The sequence below is a fragment of the Pedobacter sp. KH_004 genome, assembly GCF_057840755.1.
Map to the genome: position 1 here is coordinate 4,793,529 of NZ_CM174519.1, position 19,233 is coordinate 4,812,761.

At 34.5% G+C, this 19,233-nt stretch carries 16 protein-coding genes; all 16 read left to right on the forward strand.

Annotated elements, in window-relative coordinates; translation table 11 throughout:
* Positions 1-11 precede the first annotated feature (11 nt).
* The 16 genes from AC3ITD_RS20655 to AC3ITD_RS20730 all read left to right on the forward strand — a co-directional run bounded on the left by AC3ITD_RS20655 (position 12) and on the right by AC3ITD_RS20730 (position 18,371).
* Complete coding sequence (locus AC3ITD_RS20655; protein WP_489362584.1) at positions 12-1,589, forward strand: capsule assembly Wzi family protein; 1,578 nt, start codon at positions 12-14, stop codon at positions 1,587-1,589.
* Positions 1,590-1,816: 227 nt separating this feature from the next.
* On the forward strand, positions 1,817-2,245 hold the full coding sequence (locus tag AC3ITD_RS20660) for a hypothetical protein (RefSeq protein ID WP_489362585.1): 429 nt from the start codon (positions 1,817-1,819) through the stop codon (positions 2,243-2,245).
* Positions 2,246-2,349: 104 nt separating this feature from the next.
* Positions 2,350-3,057, forward strand: coding sequence for a tyrosine-protein phosphatase (locus tag AC3ITD_RS20665; RefSeq protein ID WP_489362586.1), 708 nt, complete (start codon positions 2,350-2,352; stop codon positions 3,055-3,057).
* Between the two features lie 338 nt (positions 3,058-3,395).
* Entirely contained in the window at positions 3,396-4,193 is a 798-nt protein-coding gene (locus AC3ITD_RS20670) for a polysaccharide biosynthesis/export family protein (protein ID WP_489362587.1), read from the forward strand.
* Between the two features lie 26 nt (positions 4,194-4,219).
* On the forward strand, positions 4,220-6,565 hold the full coding sequence (locus AC3ITD_RS20675; RefSeq protein ID WP_489362588.1) for a GumC family protein: 2,346 nt from the start codon (positions 4,220-4,222) through the stop codon (positions 6,563-6,565).
* Positions 6,566-6,740: 175 nt separating this feature from the next.
* A complete protein-coding gene (locus AC3ITD_RS20680) occupies positions 6,741-8,267 on the forward strand; it encodes a lipopolysaccharide biosynthesis protein (protein WP_489362589.1) in 1,527 nt (508 codons plus the stop codon).
* On the forward strand, positions 8,239-9,276 hold the full coding sequence (locus AC3ITD_RS20685; RefSeq protein ID WP_489362590.1) for a nitroreductase family protein: 1,038 nt from the start codon (positions 8,239-8,241) through the stop codon (positions 9,274-9,276). Before AC3ITD_RS20680 ends, AC3ITD_RS20685 begins: the two co-directional genes overlap by 29 nt.
* 1 nt (position 9,277) lies before the next feature.
* Positions 9,278-10,372, forward strand: a complete 1,095-nt coding sequence (locus tag AC3ITD_RS20690) for a polysaccharide pyruvyl transferase family protein (protein ID WP_489362591.1) — start codon at positions 9,278-9,280, stop codon at positions 10,370-10,372.
* A 31-nt stretch (positions 10,373-10,403) separates the two neighbouring features.
* Positions 10,404-11,459: a glycosyltransferase family 4 protein gene (locus AC3ITD_RS20695; protein WP_489362592.1), complete on the forward strand. Its 1,056-nt coding sequence runs from the start codon at positions 10,404-10,406 to the stop codon at positions 11,457-11,459.
* On the forward strand, positions 11,443-12,594 hold the full coding sequence (locus AC3ITD_RS20700; RefSeq protein WP_489362593.1) for an O-antigen ligase family protein: 1,152 nt from the start codon (positions 11,443-11,445) through the stop codon (positions 12,592-12,594). Before AC3ITD_RS20695 ends, AC3ITD_RS20700 begins: the two co-directional genes overlap by 17 nt.
* Positions 12,595-12,670: 76 nt before the next feature.
* Entirely contained in the window at positions 12,671-13,603 is a 933-nt protein-coding gene (locus AC3ITD_RS20705) for a glycosyltransferase (protein ID WP_489362594.1), read from the forward strand.
* On the forward strand, positions 13,600-14,553 hold the full coding sequence (locus AC3ITD_RS20710) for a glycosyltransferase family 2 protein (RefSeq protein WP_489362595.1): 954 nt from the start codon (positions 13,600-13,602) through the stop codon (positions 14,551-14,553). Before AC3ITD_RS20705 ends, AC3ITD_RS20710 begins: the two co-directional genes overlap by 4 nt.
* A gap of 9 nt (positions 14,554-14,562) precedes the next feature.
* Positions 14,563-15,726 carry a glycosyltransferase gene (locus tag AC3ITD_RS20715; RefSeq protein ID WP_489362596.1) on the forward strand — a complete coding sequence of 388 codons (1,164 nt, stop codon included), beginning with the start codon at positions 14,563-14,565 and terminating at the stop codon, positions 15,724-15,726.
* Between the two features lie 2 nt (positions 15,727-15,728).
* Positions 15,729-16,286, forward strand: a complete 558-nt coding sequence (locus AC3ITD_RS20720; RefSeq protein ID WP_489362597.1) for an LbetaH domain-containing protein — start codon at positions 15,729-15,731, stop codon at positions 16,284-16,286.
* Positions 16,287-16,326: 40 nt separating this feature from the next.
* Positions 16,327-17,157 carry a glycosyltransferase family 2 protein gene (locus AC3ITD_RS20725; RefSeq protein ID WP_489362598.1) on the forward strand — a complete coding sequence of 277 codons (831 nt, stop codon included), beginning with the start codon at positions 16,327-16,329 and terminating at the stop codon, positions 17,155-17,157.
* Positions 17,157-18,371: a WcaI family glycosyltransferase gene (locus tag AC3ITD_RS20730; protein ID WP_489362599.1), complete on the forward strand. Its 1,215-nt coding sequence runs from the start codon at positions 17,157-17,159 to the stop codon at positions 18,369-18,371. The genes AC3ITD_RS20725 and AC3ITD_RS20730 overlap by 1 nt, the downstream gene beginning before the upstream one ends.
* The last annotated feature ends 862 nt before the right edge of the window (positions 18,372-19,233 follow it).

Below are 19,233 nucleotides of genomic sequence, written 5' to 3' on the forward strand. Positions count from 1 at the left end.
TAAGCTGGTTTATGATCGGAAAACTTTCCGCTCAAACGATTCCTGTCGGCGGGTTATTGCCTGGTATCGAAGATATGTTAAGAAGGCAGCAACTCTTAGGCAAAGACAGCTCAGGTACTTCTTTCATGCTAAGGCCTTTAAATCTGAACAATAGTATTTTTAGCGGAGATAGTACAATAGCCGGGATTTCTCAATCCTTTTTCAGAAAAAAACTATACCAATCCGAAAGCGGTCAAATAGCCGCCTATGCCTTACCGGTAGTCTGGACGAATCAATATAATACACATCATCCGTTTGGCAGCAATGATGGTTCGATGATTCCGTCCAGGGGATATCAGACGCAGCTGTCAGCAGGCGTGTTTGCGAAGATTGGTCCTTTAAGCATACAGCTGCGCCCTGAACTCGTATTTGCACAAAACAAAGATTATAGGGCCTTAAGTGAATCAGGCGCTACTTATGCCGGTTTTTACAATCGAATTGATTTGCCTGAACGTTACGGCGATGGAAGTTATACTAAAGTGAATTGGGGTCAAAGTAGTGTACGTTTGACTTTTGATCCGGTATCTATTGGCCTTTCCACTGAAAATTTATGGTGGGGGCCTGGTGTACATAATTCGTTGCTAATGAGCAATAATGCAGCTGGGTTCAAGCACCTGACTTTGAATACCTCTCGACCCTTTCGGACTTTCATCGGGTCGATTGAAGGGCAGGTGATTGCAGGAAGACTTGATGGTTCCGGTTATGAGCTCAAAGGTCCTGGTTATAGGGCTAAATCTCAAGACTGGCGATATCTTAATGCGATCATGCTAACCTATCAGCCAAAATGGATTCCCAACTTGTATTTTGGGATAGATAGGTCTTTTTATGTATACCGTAAGGATATGGAAAGATCATTCAAAGGGTATTTTCCTATTTTTTCAGCCACGCTTAAAAAGGGCATTACCGTTGTAAACGAGACTGAGACTATTATTGAAGAGGAGGTAAACCAAGACCAATACTTTTCTGCTTACGCAAGATGGGTAATGCCAGAAGCAAAGGCAGAAGTTTATTTTCAGTTTGGCAGAAATGATTTTTCTTATAATGCGCGAGATTTTATGCTCGAACCGGAAAGTTCACGCGCCTATACTGCGGGTTTTCGAAAACTTGTGCCACTCTTGCAGAAAGATACCTATCTGCAACTAGGCGTAGAGCTTACGCAAATGCAAGGAGCTAACACAGGTACCTTGCGAAATCAGCCTAATTGGTACCTCCACTATGTTGCTGCAGGATACACCAACAAAGGTGAAATTCTTGGCGCTGCGGTGGGACCGGAAGGCAATCAGCAAACTTTCGAGCTAAGTTGGGTGCAGGGATTAAGAAAGATCGGATTGCGATTCGATCACGTTAATCAAAATGTGGCTTTGGCTAAAGTAGTGGATGGAGAGAAAGAATACTGGAGAGACCTTGTTTTTGGTGGGCAATTTGATTGGAACTATAAAAAACTAGTATTCAATACTAAAATAAGTTATATTCATTCCGGAAATTATCAATATCTTAACGAAAGTGCTAACAATTTTTCTTTTAGAGTGGGAGTTCTTTATAATTTTTAGTAATCTCGGGTATAGTAAAACACAGTTTGTATCCATTCTTAAATATTTTTTGGGCTTAGGACGTTAAAATTCCATTAAATAAATGTTAATATAGTTATTTTTTAAATTTAATAGCCATAAGTTGTGTGGGTCAGCATTTTTTTTTCTATTTTAGTGCCAGGTTTAGTTATTGTAATTTATACACTAAGAAAACCTAATTATCGCCTATGCTCAGGCACAATCATTAAATGATGCTTTCTATTTTTAAGAAAAGACGAGAAAAAGTCAAAGAATCAAGTTGGTTATACATTGACATGGATTTGCTTCGCGGGATTGACGATGGAGCTAAAACTGTCGAAGTATCAGTTTGGTATATCAAAGCATTGAGCGAACTTGCTTGCGATAAGTTGATTTCTATTTTTCATTTTTTTAAAGTGATATCTTCCAGTAGTATTCTAATTATGTTACAGTCTTTGTATAATATTAAGGACGCGGTAAATCTGACAGGGACTAACATCAAAGGCGCCTTTCAATCAAACATATTTTCATTAAACAGCCTACAACTCATCACTATGGTAGCTTTATGTGATAGTTTGCAGTCAAGAGCTACATCTTCGTTGAAAAAGGGAGATACTAAAGCAGTGCGCAACAACATGAAACCGGGATCATCAATGTAAATTCTTGCAAAAGCCGATAATGAATTTAATCAAATTTTTATGTTATTTTTATAGTAAATCCGAAGGTATTCATGTTCTCAATTTTTAGAAAAAAGAAGCCAATTGTGAATAATATCGATTGGCTCGGTGTTGATATACACTCCCATCTTTTACCAGGAATTGATGATGGGTCGCCTAATATTGATCAATCCGTCAAACTAATTACGAAATTGCATCAATTGGGTTTCAGAAAATTTATCTGTACGCCACATATTTTCACAGAATTATATCCAAATTCAGCGGAAACGATCATCCCTGCACTGAAAGAGACAATAGAAGCGTTGAGAAAAGCAAATGTGGATGTGGAAATTGCTGCAGCAGCTGAGTATATGTTAGATGAAAATTTCATTGATTCTGTTGAGCATATGACTTTGCCAGGTAATTATATCTTAGTTGAAATGTCTTATTTAAATGAAACCCCGAATGTTGAACAAATTATTTTTGAGCTTCAAATTAAAGGATACAAGGTAATTTTAGCCCACCCAGAGAGATATACATTTTATCATGATTCTAACAAAAAATTTCTTCGTCTTAAAAATATGGGGGTTCTGTTTCAATTAAACTTGCTTTCAGTTACAGGATATTACGGGAGGGAGGTTAAGAGGACAGCAGAATATCTATTGGAAAATAAGATGTACAATCTCGCGGGAACAGATTTACACAATGATAAACATTTAAAAGCATTAGCGGAAGTTATAGAAAATGGTTATTTACATACAAAAATTGGGTACTACCCGTTCGAAAATAATAAGTTATTTGGCTCTTTTAATTAAATATATTTTATTGATTATGGTTAATATATTTAAAATGGTAAGTTTGCCGATGGTCGTAAATTACAAATAGGAGTCTGATACGCATATAAAGAAAACGTCATTGGAATCTTGATCTTATACCAAGATATATTGAAGACGTTGATATTAAGTGTCCAATATTTAAAATGATGTTTATATTTTGATCTTGTAGATAATCTGCTGCCAAATGTTCAAGAATATTTCTTATGTCTTATTGATAATTAGTATTCTTATATCAGTTGGCCACGTACAATTAAAACAGTCGTCAAATAAATTTGCTAAATTTTTAGTTAACACATAGGCCACAAACTAGTATTCACATGAAAAAATACATATATAATTTGAAAACTTTTACAATCGTAGTATTAGCTTTTAGTTTAGCAATCTTTGTTGATAGTTGTACTGTATCACAAAAGGTAGTTTACTTTAATGATCTTTCTTCTGATTCATTGTTAGTTGAGCGTTTTGCCGCTAAATTTGTAGAGCCAAAAATTCAGATTGATGATATCCTAAATATTCAAGTCACAACTATAGATCCAACCTCTACTCAAGCGGTTAATCAGACTATGTCTAATATAGCAACCTTTGGGGCGCAACAGAATAATATAGAGGGGTATGTGGTTGATAAAAGTGGTTCTGTTCAATTAAATCTATTGGGAAGGGTAAAGGTAGCAGGCTTAACAACTTTTGAAGCTCGTAATTCCATTGAAAGCCTTGCTAAAAAGTTCTATTTAGATCCTTCAATTCAAGTTAGGTTTGCAAATTACAAAATTACTGTTTTAGGTGAAGTAGCACGACCAGCGACGTATACAGTGCCAAACGAGAAAGTATCAATATTAGATGCTTTGGGATTAGCAGGAGATGTTACGATTTACGGGAAGAGAGAAAATGTATTGTTAATTAGAGAGGAAGATGGTAAAAATAAATTTGTAAGGTTAAATCTTAATGACTCGAAGTTGTTGAATTCTCCATATTTTCATTTAAAACAAGGTGATGTTTTATATATCGAACCAGCGAAATCGAGGGTTGCACAAACTAATACATCACGAATGCAAACGATTTCGCTTATCACATCAGCCGTTTCGATTATTACATTAATAATCGCAAGAGTACTTTAATAACAAATCAAGACAGGTAAACATTTATGACCAATAAATCAATAAAAGGAGATAAAGAAATTTTTTTAAATTTTCTGGGAAAGCTAATAAAACATTGGTACTGGTTTCTTTTAAGTATTGTGCTCACAATAGCATGCGCTTTTGTTTATTTGAAATTTTCTATACCAGTTTACTTAGTCGAAGCCAAATTATTGGTTTCTGATACAAAAAAGGGTGGAGAACTCGGCTCGGCTGCATTAGGGGAATTGTCGGGAATGATTAATGCAAAAAGTTCTGTTGAAAATGAGGTAGAGGTTCTTAAGACGGCTGATTTGATGGCAGAAATGGTTCTGGAAGATCATGCTTATATCTCATTCTATGAAGAGTCTTTTAATAAGGCACCTGTTGAAGAAATACCATACGATATTGCCATAATTTCACCATTGGATAGTATAAAAGTTTCGACATCGTTTAGTATAAATAAGAGAGACAAAGCTTTAGAGATTGATTATAATGATAAAATTATAAAAGTGGACGTCAACAAGCCATTTACATTATCTGACATCGGGACACTTATGATAACAATGAATAATAAATTCAAAGGTGTTCCTCAAGAAAGCTATATAGTAAAGGTTAGTCCAATTAGGCAGGCTGCTAGAAGCTATCTTGGGCAATTTAGTGCTCAAGTGACCAATGAAAAGGTTTCAACTATAGATTTAACCTTCCAAACAACTTTGCCTAAGCAAGGCGAACGTTATTTGCATTCTTTAATAAATAGGTACGTACAAAGAAACTTGGAAGATAAAAATGTCATTGCTGATTCTACATTATCCTTTATTTCTCAACGACTTACCAAAATTACGCAAGAGCTAAGTAAAGTAGAGGATAATATTTCAGGATATAAAAAATCAAATCGCCTAACAAATCTTGATGCTCAGTCTAATCTACTGCTTGAAAATTCTTCACAATTCAGTAAAAGTATAGCTGAACTTGAGAATCAAAAACTTGCGTTAGATGCATTGGAAGGTTTCCTTGCTGACAAATCCAATCCTAGAGTATTGCCTTCTTCTATAATTCCTGGAGACGTTACATTTAACCAGCTAGTATCAAAATATAATGAATTGATCTTACAACGACAGAGATTGTTGTTAGCTAATACGGTTGATAATCCCGTAGTAAAAAATCTTGATCAGCAGATAGAAGGATTACACGAAGATATATTGCAAAATTTGGCATCTACTCGCAGACAAATAACATTATTAAAACAAGGACAAGAACGACTCTCAAATCAAATGAATGGACAGATTTTAAATGTTCCAACTATTGAACGCGGCTATTTTGATTTGGCTCGAATTCAATCTATCAAGCAAGCTCAATATATATTTTTGCAAGAAAAATGGGAGGAGACTGCGATAGGGCGAACTGCGACTGTTGCTAATTCTAAGATAATTGATTCCCCTAAAGTTAAGTCTTTACCGCTTTCACCAAAATCAAGTTTAATTTATCTATTCGCATTAGTCTTGGGTTTGCTAATTCCTTCAGTAATCTTATATTTCAAGGAATTATTAAATGTCAAAGTGCAAAGCTTGTCTGATATAAAAGAGTATTCAGATTTGCCTGTTCTTGGTGCTGTCTCACATTCAATGGAAGCGTCACAAATTATTGTTACGAAAGCGTCAAGGTCTGCCATTGCCGAGCAGTTTAGGGCAATGAGAACCAATATAGAATTTTCTTTACAGGGTGGTAAAAGAATATTGTTCACTTCCTCAATGTCTGGCGAAGGAAAGTCTTACGTTGCACTAAATCTTGCTCTATCTCTTGCCTTATTAGATAAAAAGGTACTACTTATGGAATTAGACTTACGAAAGCCTTCAATTACATCAAAATTGGGATTAGCAGCTGGAAAGGGATTTTCCCATTATATTGTCCGTCCAGAAACGACAGTGAACGAGATAATAATGCCGTCAGGCGCAGACAAAAATGTAGATTTGATACAAGCTGGAGCAATCCCCCCAAATCCCTCTGAGTTATTAGTTCATGCTCGAACAAAAGAACTTATGGATGATTTAAATAACAGGTATGACTACATATTGATGGATGCCCCCCCCGTTGGTATGGTTACCGACGCGCAACTTTTGTCTAGATACTCAGATTTGTGTTTGTATTTGGTTAGACAGGATTATACCTACAAAGAACAATTGAGATTACCGAACGATTTGGTTATGCAAAACAAGATTAAATCAATACAATTTATTGTTAATGACGTCAAATCTAAGGGCTCATATAGCAGTTATGGTTATGGCTATGGGTACGGTTATGGTTATGGTTATGGTGAATATGGAGTTGAAAATAAAGGCGATAGGTGGTGGCATAAGTTCACTAAACGTAAATAAGAAGAGAAATAACTATCTCTATCTGCCAAGACATCTTAATGTATCGATCTAACACAACATTTATTAATTCCCCAGAAATAGTTAGACTACTTGTTGAGCTATCGTTTTGTGAAGGAATGAAAAAAATAAAATAATTAGTTATGAAGCAAAGTTTAAATACAACAATTAATCGCTTGTGAGTTCAGGTAAAAAAATAGCTAAAAACACTCTATTCTTATATCTCAGAATGGGCCTGGCTATGGCTGTTAATCTCTATGCTTCAAGGGTGATACTGGAGGTATTGGGGATTCATGATTATGGTATTTATACCGTGGTAGGTGGGGTTGTTGCTCTTTTTGGATTTTTAAATTCTGCGATGGCATCAGGGACACAAAGGTATTTAGCAACTGATATCGGTAAAAACGATGAAAGCAATTTAGTTAAGACGTTTAATATTACTTTAATTGTTCATATCTTGATTGCTTTCTTTGTACTCATTTTAGCAGAAACGATAGGTTTATATTTCGTAAACTACAAATTGAACATTCCTTCAGATAGAATAGGTTCTGCAAACTTTGTATATCATTTCTCGGTAATTGCCGGCTTGATAGGTATAGTTCAAGTTCCATTCAATGCACTAATAATCGTCAGAGAAAAGATGGGGGTTTTTGCTACTATTGGATTTTTAGAGGTTGTTTTAAAATTGTTAATTATTTTCCTATTGCAATGGTCATCGTACGATAAGCTAAAAACATACGCGGTTTTAGTAGTTGTGGTGTCACTTATAATAAGCACGTTATATAAATTATATTGTTGGAAAAAATTTAGAGAAAGCCGCTTCAAATGGTATTACGATAAGACATACATGTTGAACATATTGTCTTTTTCTGGATGGAATCTCTTCGGAAGTATTGCGTTCGTCGCGAAAGGCCAAGGCGTTAATATTTTGCTGAATCTGTTTTTCGGAACGCTTTTAAATGCTGCTTATGGAATAATGATTCAATTCCAAAATGCAATTAATCAGTTTGTTGGTAACTTTCAAATGGCTTTGACCCCGCAAATTATCAAAACTTATGCTAGCGGTGAAAAGGATAAGTTTTTTAGAATAGTTTTCGCCAGTTGCAAGTATTCCTACTTTCTTGTATTTGTTCTCGTTTGTCCCATCTTTTTAAATACCAAGGGAATACTTAATCTGTGGTTAACTTCTGTCCCAAATTACACAGAGATTTTTATTAAGCTTTGCTTAGTTGAGATGATTATTGAAAGCCTTTCGGGCCCATTAAAAAAAGCGGTACAAGCTTCTGGGAAAGTGAAATGGTATCAAATAATCTTAGGATCCTTTATCTTTCTTATATTGCCTTTATCTTATTTGTCATTAAAGTTTGGGGCTCAACCAGAGACTATCTTTTATATTTCCGTAGCAATATCAATTATAAGTTTTATTGTTAGGCTGATATTTATGAGAAATTTAATCCAACTCGATGTTAGACAATTTATGATTAACGTAGTATTACCAATTTCAATTACAACCATGATATCTGTAATGGTGTTAGTAATATTCAATAGTTATCTTGAGTCGTCTGACCTAGTGACTCTAATTATAAACTCTGTTTTTGTTTGTGTACTAACTACGTTATCTTTTTATTTTTTCGGAACAACGAAAAGTGAAAAGGCTACATTATTAAAATTTGTCTATGAAAGAAAAGGTAAAAAGCATTCTTAGTGCCTTAATTGGTGCCAGGAATTTATCAGCTATAAAGTCGTTTCGGTGGAGATTAGTAAATGCCAGGAAATTGAGGAAAAATTATAGTTCTGATATGAAGTTATTCTATAAACATTCTACTGTTTTTCATCAAAATAACATTAAGAAGCTTGAAGCATTAATAATTTTAGATTATCATGCAGTTGAGAAGGGAATGCTTTTTGAAAAGATGAAGCCTAAGTTTGCAAAAGAAAGAGTTGAAAGATTGCATAATTACCTCAATTCAGAACTAATAACTATTAATAGTTCAAATGGACAAATATTGCATGCTTATCAAGTTATGTGCAAATATTATGAAATACACCAAGAACTTAGCCTAGACATCTCATCATACTTTACGTTGTCTCAATATAAAAAATACTTAGAAATTTTGGGTGACGATCATAAGGATAACTTTCATGCAATTATTGACTTTAATAAAGAGGAATTTTATAAGAATAATTATGAAAATTTTGAAACATTCGCTAGGTCTAGGAAAAGTTTGAGAAATTTTACTGGAGAATATGTACCAATTGCTGATGTAAAACGTGCAGTTGAATTAGCGACAACCTCACCTTCAGTTTGTAACAGACAAGCTTCAAAAGTGTACCTAATAGAAGATAAAGTTAAAGTAAATCAGATTCTGGCTATACAAAAGGGATTTAGAGGATACGAAGATTCGATCACTCAATTATTAATCTTAGTAAATGATCGAAATTTCTATTATACTATAGGCGAAAGAAATCAATTGTACGTTGACGGAGGTATTTTCCTAATGAACTTGTTATATTCTTTGCATTTTTATAAAATAGCTCACTGCCCTGGAAATTGGGGAAAAGAAGTTAAAGATGATATCCGAATGTCTGAAGTTTCAGGAATCGCCGAAAATGAAAAGGTGATTTGTATCATTCCTATTGGTGTAACTAAAGATAATTTTAGAGCAACACTATCAAAAAGGAGATCAGTAAACGAAATATTTCAAAAACTGTAATATGAAGATAGGAATAATGACATTCTGGGAGTCGCTAAACAATTATGGACAAATTTTACAATTGTTTGCGTCCCAGGAAGTGTTAAAAAAAATGGGGCATGATCCTTATCTGGTTAAATTTCATCGAAGATTAGATAGAGGAACCGGAGTTAAGGTTTATTTGAAGACTTTGCTAGCCATTGTTAAGTCAATTGTTAAAAAGAGAAATTTTGATCACCTTAGACAATTTGAAAGTTTTAAGCGTCGGCGAATAATTTTCGGCGATGATAATTATTTTAGTTTAGCAGATTTAAAGACCAATCCTCCCAAAGCCGATGTATATTATGTTGGGAGTGACCAAGTTTGGAACAACAAGATATTGGTTCCAGCGGAAGCGTTTTTATTAGGGTTTGGGGATGAAAATATAATTAGAATTGCTTACGCCGCTAGTTTTGGGCATGCAACTTTAGATCGCCAAGATCAAATCTTGTTTAAAGAAAATATTGATAACATTGATTTTATAGGCGTAAGGGAGAATAGTGGGGTAAAGATTTGTAATGACCTTGGAAGACCAGATGCAAAGTTTGTACTTGATCCAACGTTGCTCTTGAAGTTAGAAGAGTGGTGTGAGCTTCTATCATTAAAAAAGAAAGAAGAAAAATCGCAGATCTTTATATACACTTTGGGGAATAGTGATGTTCAAGATAAAGAAATGTTTATCAGCTTCTCAAATCAGATTCCAGGATTTTCTGTTCAACATGCTTCTGCTAATAATGATAGTTCCGGCGGACTATTACCGACTATAGAAAGTTGGGTAGATTATATTAAGGATTCAAAATTTGTAGTTACAACTTCTTTCCATGGCGTTATATTTTGTTTAATCTGCCATACAAATTTTATCGTATTGCCAAATACAGGAAAGGCTAGCGGTATGAACGAAAGAATAAAGAGTATTCTCAGCTTATTGGATTTAGAGGATCATATACATGATAAATTTAACGAGAACAACTATATGGCGTTATTAAATAAAAAAGTTGATTGGGAAAAAATTGATGCAAAATTAGCAATTCACAAGGAAGAGTCGATCAGCTTTCTCGAGAATGCTCTCAAGAATTAGTAAAAAACTTTGGAAGTATAAATAATATATTATGAAAGTTTGTTTCGCTCCGTACTATAAAAGCAATCCCTATCAGACAGAATTAGAGGGCGCATTAGCAAAACTAAACATTGAGGTTAAATTAGTCAATGCAAAAACAAAATCTCTTTATGACAAGAGAGTTACGGAGGCTGATATCATTCATTTCCATTGGATTGAACCCTATTATTTAAGTGATAGTTACGTTTTTTCGATTGTAAAATCAACTTTTTTTCTTATTTGGTTAAGGATCTTTAGTAAAAATAAAAAGATTGTTTGGACGGTCCATAATTTGGTAAGTCACAGTAATAAGTTTTCACGGCTCGAAAAATTTATAGTCAAGAAGTTCATACATTTAGTGGACGCTTTTAGTGTACACAATGAGTATACGAAAAGTCAATTAGTACTTCAATATGGTGCAGATATAAATAAAATGCATTTAATAAAGCACGCTAACTACGTCAATGCATATCAGAGTAATCCTCTTGCTTCAAGTAAGCTCCGGGATGAATTCGGTATCTCAGAAACCGACGTAGTTTTTATGTTTCTAGGATATATCCGGCCATATAAGGGTGTTTTTGAATTAATAAAGAGTTTTAAAAATTCAAAATCCAAGAAGATAAAGCTTATTGTAGCTGGAAAGGTGAGTGATGAAAACGATTATATATTCTTAAAAGATTTTATAGATAATGATTCAAGGATTACATTAAGAAGAGGCTTTATAGAAGATAATGAAATAGCTTCTTTTTTGGATATATCAGATGTTATGGTTTATCCTTATAGAGATATTTTAACATCAGGATCTTTATTTTTAGGGATGTCTTATAGAAAGTGTTGTATCGCAACCAACATTGGTAGTATGCCTGAATTCCTCAGTAACGAATTTCTTTATTCTAAAGAACACGAACTCACCGAGATGATAGAAAGGCTTTCTATATTAACGAAAGATAAGTTTGACGAGTTTGGAACGGCCAACTATCAATCTATAGCATCTTACGATTGGAATTATATGGCAAGTGAAACACAAAAAATGTATAAGGAGTGCTTAAAAGATGATCAGAATTACTGAGCTAAAGATTGATTATATTATTGCACTAATCTTTTTCCTAGCCTCATTTAGGTATGCTTCACCCGAGGCCGTGTCCTATTCTGTACCTAAATTTATTGAGGTTATTCAAAGATTGGCGTTGCCCAGTGGAATATTATTGTTAGTCTATAAGGTAATTACAAATTTCAATGGATTATTTATAAAAAATAGATTAATATTTTTTTATTTTATATTCTATGTATTCGTTTATGTTTCAGATTTATATCTAAAGGGGTTACAAATTGAGCCGATTGCTAAAATAATTACTGTATATATAATTGCGTTGTTTTTTAGCAACTCATTAGGATTTGGTTCTAAGAGTATGTCTATGGAAGCAGTTCTTTTAAGTCTATATGCGGGAATAGTTATTTTTGTGGCATTAAATTGTGCCATTTTTTTCTTAGGGATTGGCTCAGTGATGTGGAAAGGCAGATTATTTGGGCTTACCTCTCATCCGAACTTCATCGGCCTTATCAGCTCCATTTCTGCATTCTTGTCGGTTTTTTACTTAGTTAATTCAGGCAAAATGAAATTATTTTTACTTCTATTTGTAATTTCATTTATTGTAATGCTGTTGTCAGGATCGAGAAATGCACTGCTAAGCTTTATATTATTCATAACTTCATATGTATTCTTTTCAACTAAAAACCATTTTTTAAAATTCATATTAATTTTTGGTGGAGTAGGTATAGTTCTTTTTTTCTTCCTTAACTTTTCAATACAGGATTTGGATTTTGAAGGTAGAGGAAATAATAGAGAGGGTACATGGGGGCAAATGTGGGACATAATTATGAATCTAGGGCTTTTGGGAATGGGCAAAAGCGGCGCAACTAGTAATGGATTTTTATTTGTAATTACTTCGGCAGGATTTTTTGGTGCATTATTCTTCTATATGTCTTTTTTTACTCTTGCAAATAATACCTTTCTTCAAAAGAGTAGCCCTTATCAAAATCTTTTTAAGTCATCAATAGTATGGATTTTAGTTTCTTCTCTTTTTGAAGGGTATTTCTTAGATACTGTAGGCGTGCAAATTTTTTTCTTAATGTTTTTACTTTCTTTTTCAAATAAAACGTATGATAGCGATAATCCAACCACATATCCCATTTTACAGAAATGATTTTTTTTTATTGTTGAACTCTGAAAAGAACTTGGATATTTTTACATATTCGAATTACAGCTCTAATTCGATTCAATTGAAGGGTGCTGACGATTTAGAAACAATTACAACGAAATCCTTTAAGTTAGGTCCGTTTGTCTTCTTTAATCCTTTTAATTTTTTTAAGAAAAAGTATGAAACTATAGTATTGCCTTTCAATATGATTTTAATACCAGTATGGATAGTTCTTTTTCTCAACAAACTGATTAGTAATAAAAAAATTATTATCTGGGGACATGGAATATCAATCCCCAACTATCTAAAAGAGGTTAGACGCCCGCATTTAGTTAAAAAATTTTTGGTATATCTGTCTGATGCAGTATGGGTCTATACTGATGCTGAAAAGAGTTACTGGAGCTCTTATTTTCCACATAAAGAAATTGTTTCATTAGGTAATAGTGTGTCAATTGAACATATGCCAAGTTCTTCTGATAAAATCAAATTAAAGGAAAGGTTTAAAATTTCTCAAAATACTGTGATTATCTATTGTGCTAGATTTAACAATGCTTATAGAAGAGTTGACTTATTACTTGAAGCTATAAAAAAATCTGATCCGCAGAAATTTGGATTCGTAATAATCGGCGACGGCCCTGAAAAACCTGATTTTTCTAATTACAAACATGTTTATGATTTTGGGTCTGTTTTTGATAACCAGCTTAAATCTGACCTGTTTTATGTAAGTGACGTATACTTCCAACCGGGTTGGGTTGGTCTGTCTATAGTAGAAGCCTTAAAGCGAGGTGTTCCAGTTTTTACTTTAGAAAGATCTGAGAGGATAGCACAATGTGTTGAGTATGCGTATTTAAGCAATGGGTTTAATTCTATTATTTTCAAAGATATACCTTCTTTGATCGAAAAGTTGCAGACTCTTTCTGATGGAGATTTCAAACGATTTAGAAGTAACGCTCTACTTTCTTCCTCGGAACTTACGGTTGAAAAAATGGTATCTACAGCTAAATTAACATTATGAATAAGCCCCTAGTCTCTGTAATTATTCCATGTTATAATTCCGGTAAGTTTATTTCGGAAACACTATTGTCACTTATAAACCAATCCTATCAAAATGTTGAGCTAATAGTTATAGATGATCATTCGACAGATAATAGTATCGATGTCGTCAATGAATTTCTTAGCAAGTACAAGCATATTTACCTTTATCAGAATCCCCAAAAAGGGTCAAACGCCGCTAGAATTTTCGGCTTTGAAAAATCTAAAGGTATCTATCTTTTGTTCTTGGATTCAGATGATCTGATATCGCCAAATTATCTTTTAGACAAAGTTGCTTGTTTTGAGAAGTATGGTCAGAACAAGATAATTACTTCGGAATATCGTTTGTTTGAATCTAATATAAGTGAAAGCTGGAGCTTAAAGCATAAAATTAATCAATCATATAGTAGCGGGAAACTTATGATATATGACATGGCTAAATACTGGCAATACTCTCAGGTTTCTGCTTGGATGATAAGTCGTGATCTTTACATTAAATCAGGAGGATGGAATTTAGACATTATGCGTAATCAGGATGGCGAAATATTTTTCAGATTATTGTTAGAATCAGATGGCGTCAAGTTTTGTGACACAGCAATTTCTTATTATCGTCAGAGAAATGGCTCCCTAGCTTCTAGTTGGACAGAAACAAGCTATAAACAATTTCTTAGGTCTATAGATAGTTATTCATACAGACTTCTTAAGGGTGAATATGTGGTAGCCGATACGAAAGCAATCGCCTTGTTCTACTCAAATATTCTCTACTTAATTTCTTGGTGTAATTTCGAAGAGTTGGCCACGGAGATTAAAGGCAAGATTAAGTTACTCGGCTATAGGCCAATTTTCGGAAGATCTTCTTTCTTTAATTTTTTAGGTAAAATAATTGGATTTGATAGTTTGAGCTATTTAATAAATAAAGTTAAACGTAAATAAACCATATATATGCTTAAAGTCCTACACATAGTTGCAAGTATGGATCCCAAAAAAGGTGGTGTTTCTCAAGCGGTCAGAAATATAATATTTGATAACAATTTTTCTTTACATGAAGTATTATGTATGGATGATGAAGATGATCAATATGGGCTAAAAGATTCATTTACTATTCACAAAGTCGGTACAGGTGTAACAGGATTTCAGTATAATTCTTTGGTTACTAGGTGGCTTATGTCGAATATCAAGAAGTATAACCATATTATTGTGCATGGAATCTGGCAGTATCATAATTATGCTACGTATCGGGCTGTAAGAAAATTAAGATTCACATTAAAATTGGCAATAAGAGTTTCCGTTATGCCCCACGGTATGTTAGATCCTTATTTTCAAAAAGATAAAGGTAGAAAAATGAAAGCGATCAGAAATATGCTAATCTGGCATCTTACTGAGAAAAATGCTATCAATTCAGCAGATGCGGTCTTGTTCACATGTGAGCAAGAACTTTTACTCGCAAGGGAAACTTTCAAGGGTTACAAACCTAAAAGAGAATTTAATGTTGGTTTGGGCGTATTAATGCCACCCGTAGAATCTCCGGATATGCACTTTGCTTTCCAAAGTATAGTTGGCGGTAATGTTAAACCATATTGGTTATTTTTGAGTCGCCTACATTCAAAAAAAGGTGTTGACCTCCTTATTAATTCATATATAAAGCTAAATGATGAAAATCCAGACATGCCTCGACTGGTTATCGCCGGCCCAATAGAATCAGACTTTGCTCAACGCATGGTTCACTTAGCCAAAGATTATCCTTCTATAAAATTTACGGGGATGATAACTGGAGATGCAAAATGGGGGGCAATTTACGGTTGTGAAATGTTTATTTTACCTAGCCATCAGGAAAATTTTGGAATTGCCGTCGTCGAAGCGATTGCCTGTGGTAAGCCTGTGGCTATCACTGATAAGGTTAATATATATAACATCATAAGAGATACTAATTCCGGCTTTATTTTCAAAGATGACATAGAGGGTACGCAGTCAGTCTTAACTAAGATATTAGCTTGTGAAAGTACAAAATTTACTGAATTAAGTCAAAATGGTAAGCTGGCCTACGTTAATAATTATTTGCCTGAAACTGCAGCTAAGAACTTTATAGCGGCATTAGAAAAACTTTAATCATGAGTCATATAAATACAGACACTTATACTGGATCATCATTTACGCTAAAAAATAAGTTAGGAAGGGTAGCATGGGGACTTGCTTATGTTCTTTTATTTCGTTTTTCACCACGTCCTTTCCATGCGTGGCGCTCTTTTTTATTACGTCTTTTTGGTGCCAAGGTAGGAAAGGGGGTACATGTGTATCCAGCAGTGAAAATCTGGGCTCCATGGAATCTGGAATTGGGAGATGAGTGCGGTGTTGCAAACGGGGTAGATTTGTATTCTCAAGGGAAAATTATTATTGGATATAGAGCTATAATATCACAGAGGGCTTTCTTATGTTCAGGTTCGCACGACTATACAAAAAAAGGTCATCCGCTCATTACGGCGCCAATAACCATAGGAAGTTTGGCATGGATAGCTGCTGAAGCTTTCGTACATCCTGGCGTTGTTATAGGTGAAGGCGCGGTCATAGGCGCTCGAGCTGTAGTTACTAAAGACATGCCAAAGTGGGCGGTCTGTGCAGGTCATCCGTGTAAGCCAATAAAGGAAAGAGTAATTGCTAAGAACTCTTGAATAATAAAAATTCTATTAAATCATTATCAATATTTAAAACATGGTTTCTATACTAATCCTTACAAAAAACGAAAAGCAGGATCTGCCTGGTTGCTTGGCCTCAGTAGCTTGGTGTGATGATATTCATGTATTCGATTCCTTTAGTGATGATGGCACAGTTGAACTAGCGGTTAAGTCTGGTGCAAAAGTCACTCAACGAGTTTTTGAAAACTGGGCATCGCACCAAAATTGGGGTTTAGCAAATATACCATTTAAATATAAGTGGGTGTTATATATTGATGCAGATGAGCGTGTATCAGATGAGTTGAAGAATGCAGTTTTTGCCGCAAGTTTGGTTGTCGACGACGTCGTTGCATATGAAATACAAAGAAGAGATTTTTCATGGGATGGCATCTGGTTGGAACATGCACAGATTTCCCCATTTTACCTACGATTTTTTCAACCGACTAAAATGAGATATGAGCGCTTGGTCAATCCCATATCTATTCCTAATGGTCCTACATCTAAACTAAAAGGGTTTTTAGATCATTATCCCTTTAGCAAGGGCATTCGTTTTTGGATCCAGCGGCATTTAAGTTATGCCGATATGGAAGCCAGAATGAGGTTAACGGATATGGGTGAAGGTAAATCCTTTTCGTTATCAAAAGCATTTTTCAGTAAAGATTTCACAGAAAAACGCTATCATCAGAAAGGCTTGTTTTATAAGATGCCTGGACGCCCAGTTATCAAATGGTTGTACATGGTGATTTGGCGTAGAGCATTTTTAGATGGCGGTGCTGGGATTACATATGCCACACTACAATCGATTTACGAATACTTTATTGTTTTAAGGACAAAAGAGCTTACTGCAAATACAAAGTTTATTAAATAATGAGGATACTAGTTTTAGGTATTAATTGTTTTCCAGAATTAACAGGAATCGGTAAATATAGTGGTGAGATGATTAACTGGATGGCTGCCCACAATCATCACACTACAATGGTAACTAGTTTCCCATACTATCCATATTGGAAAGTCCAAGCGCCATATAAGGGTAACTTTTATAAAAGGGAGATTTTTCATGGTGGTAATCTTGTCGTCTACCGCTGCCCCATGTATATACCAGAACAACCTTCTGGATTTAAAAGGCTGCTGCACGAAGCTAGTTTTTTCATTTCCTCTTTTTTAGTAGTAACGCGATTGCTGTTTAAGAAACGATATGATATTATATTTGCTGTTGCTCCTCCTTTCCACTTAGGCTTTTTGGCTTTGTTTTATAGGTTTTTCAAAGGCGGAAAAATTTTATATCATATTCAGGATTTACAAGTAGATGCATCAAAGGAATTAAAGATGCTACCTCCAAGTTTGTTTCCAGTGTTATTTTCGCTTGAGCGTTTTATATTAAGAAGAGTAAATTATGTGAGCACTATTTCAGATGGTATGATAAAACGTATTAAAGCCAAGGTAAGTAAAAACATATTATTTTTCCCTAATTGGGTAGATACTGTTAATTTCGGTCCTTTACCCAATAGAGAATTACTAAAGAGTGAGTGGGGATTTGATGTGACTCAAAAAATCATTCTATACTCAGGGAGCATAGGCGAGAAGCAAGGCTTAGATGCCCTTATTCGAATCGCTAAGAGTCTCATTAATCACAAACATATCCAATTTGTAATTTGCGGGACTGGGCCATACAAAGAGAAGTTAATAGAGATGGCAACTGTTGAGCAATTAACGAATGTGCATTTTTTCCCTTTACAGCGAAATGCAGTATTCAACAAATTTCTAAATATGGCAGATGTCCATCTGGTGTTGCAAAAGGGAGACGCAAGTGATTTAGTTATGCCGTCTAAGTTGACAACCATCTTGTCAGTTGGCGGACTTGCGCTAGTAACAGCCAACATTGGTACTACATTGAGTAACGTTGTCAAGCAGCATGAAATGGGTGTCGTAATAAAACCGGAAAACGATGAACTGCTTGCACAGGCTATTTTGTCTATAACTGAAAACAACATGGATAGTTTGAGAGTTAATGCTAGAACTTATGCCGAAAATTATCTCAATAAAAAAAATATCTTAGCTAAGATATTCAATGATCTAGTTTAAAAGCATCTAAACTGATAGCTAAGGAATGAGCAAATGGCTTTCTATCGGAGATATTAGCTAACTGTATATTCAATTGGATTAAAACAAGAACAGATCGATAGAAAATGCTTATTCCTAGATGGAAGGTAAGCTAGCAATACGGAACATATTAGATTTATAGGACTGCAACCCTGGTTTCAAGCTATTTTTGCAGCCAAGTTTGTTTAGTTTTTAGGTTCCACTGTTTGAAATTTTTTCCAGTTATGTGGTAAATACTTTTGAATTGGCTGAGTTGGGTTATTGGACAGCTTTATCAGTACATACTCTAGCCAGATCATAGGGTTATTTAGTTGGTAATAAAGAATGGTTCTTCGCGAATTTAAATGCGATCCGAAAAACCGAATATTTATTGTTAGGGACTTATTAACCATTATACTTATCGATAAATAAACTTGCTTTACAACTTTCTTTCCTAGTATCTCAAAGCGCTGAAAACCGATACTTCAGCTTATTTTACCTTATATACTTAACCGAAATTTCGCCAGCATTATTCTATTATAACTGGAAGATCGAATATACCAATCAGAAATATAAGATTCCATAGTCCTGCTGTTCACCCAAAGATCAGAAAAGCACGCTCAAGTCAATATTTTCAGAACGATGTAACGATATTACCAAACCTTATTCCAGAAGGACTTCACTGTATTTACCGCAGATACTTGTTGAGATTTCCAAACAAGGGTTGATGCTTCTCTAAATTATTGCATCCCCTTGAGTAGCAGTACTTGTTGTGATTGGTAATTAAAAATACAGGATTTTTCGTAACAAAGGCTATAAAGGAATTGGCAAGAATTATGTCTAGAAATCGGCAAGAATAAGTACA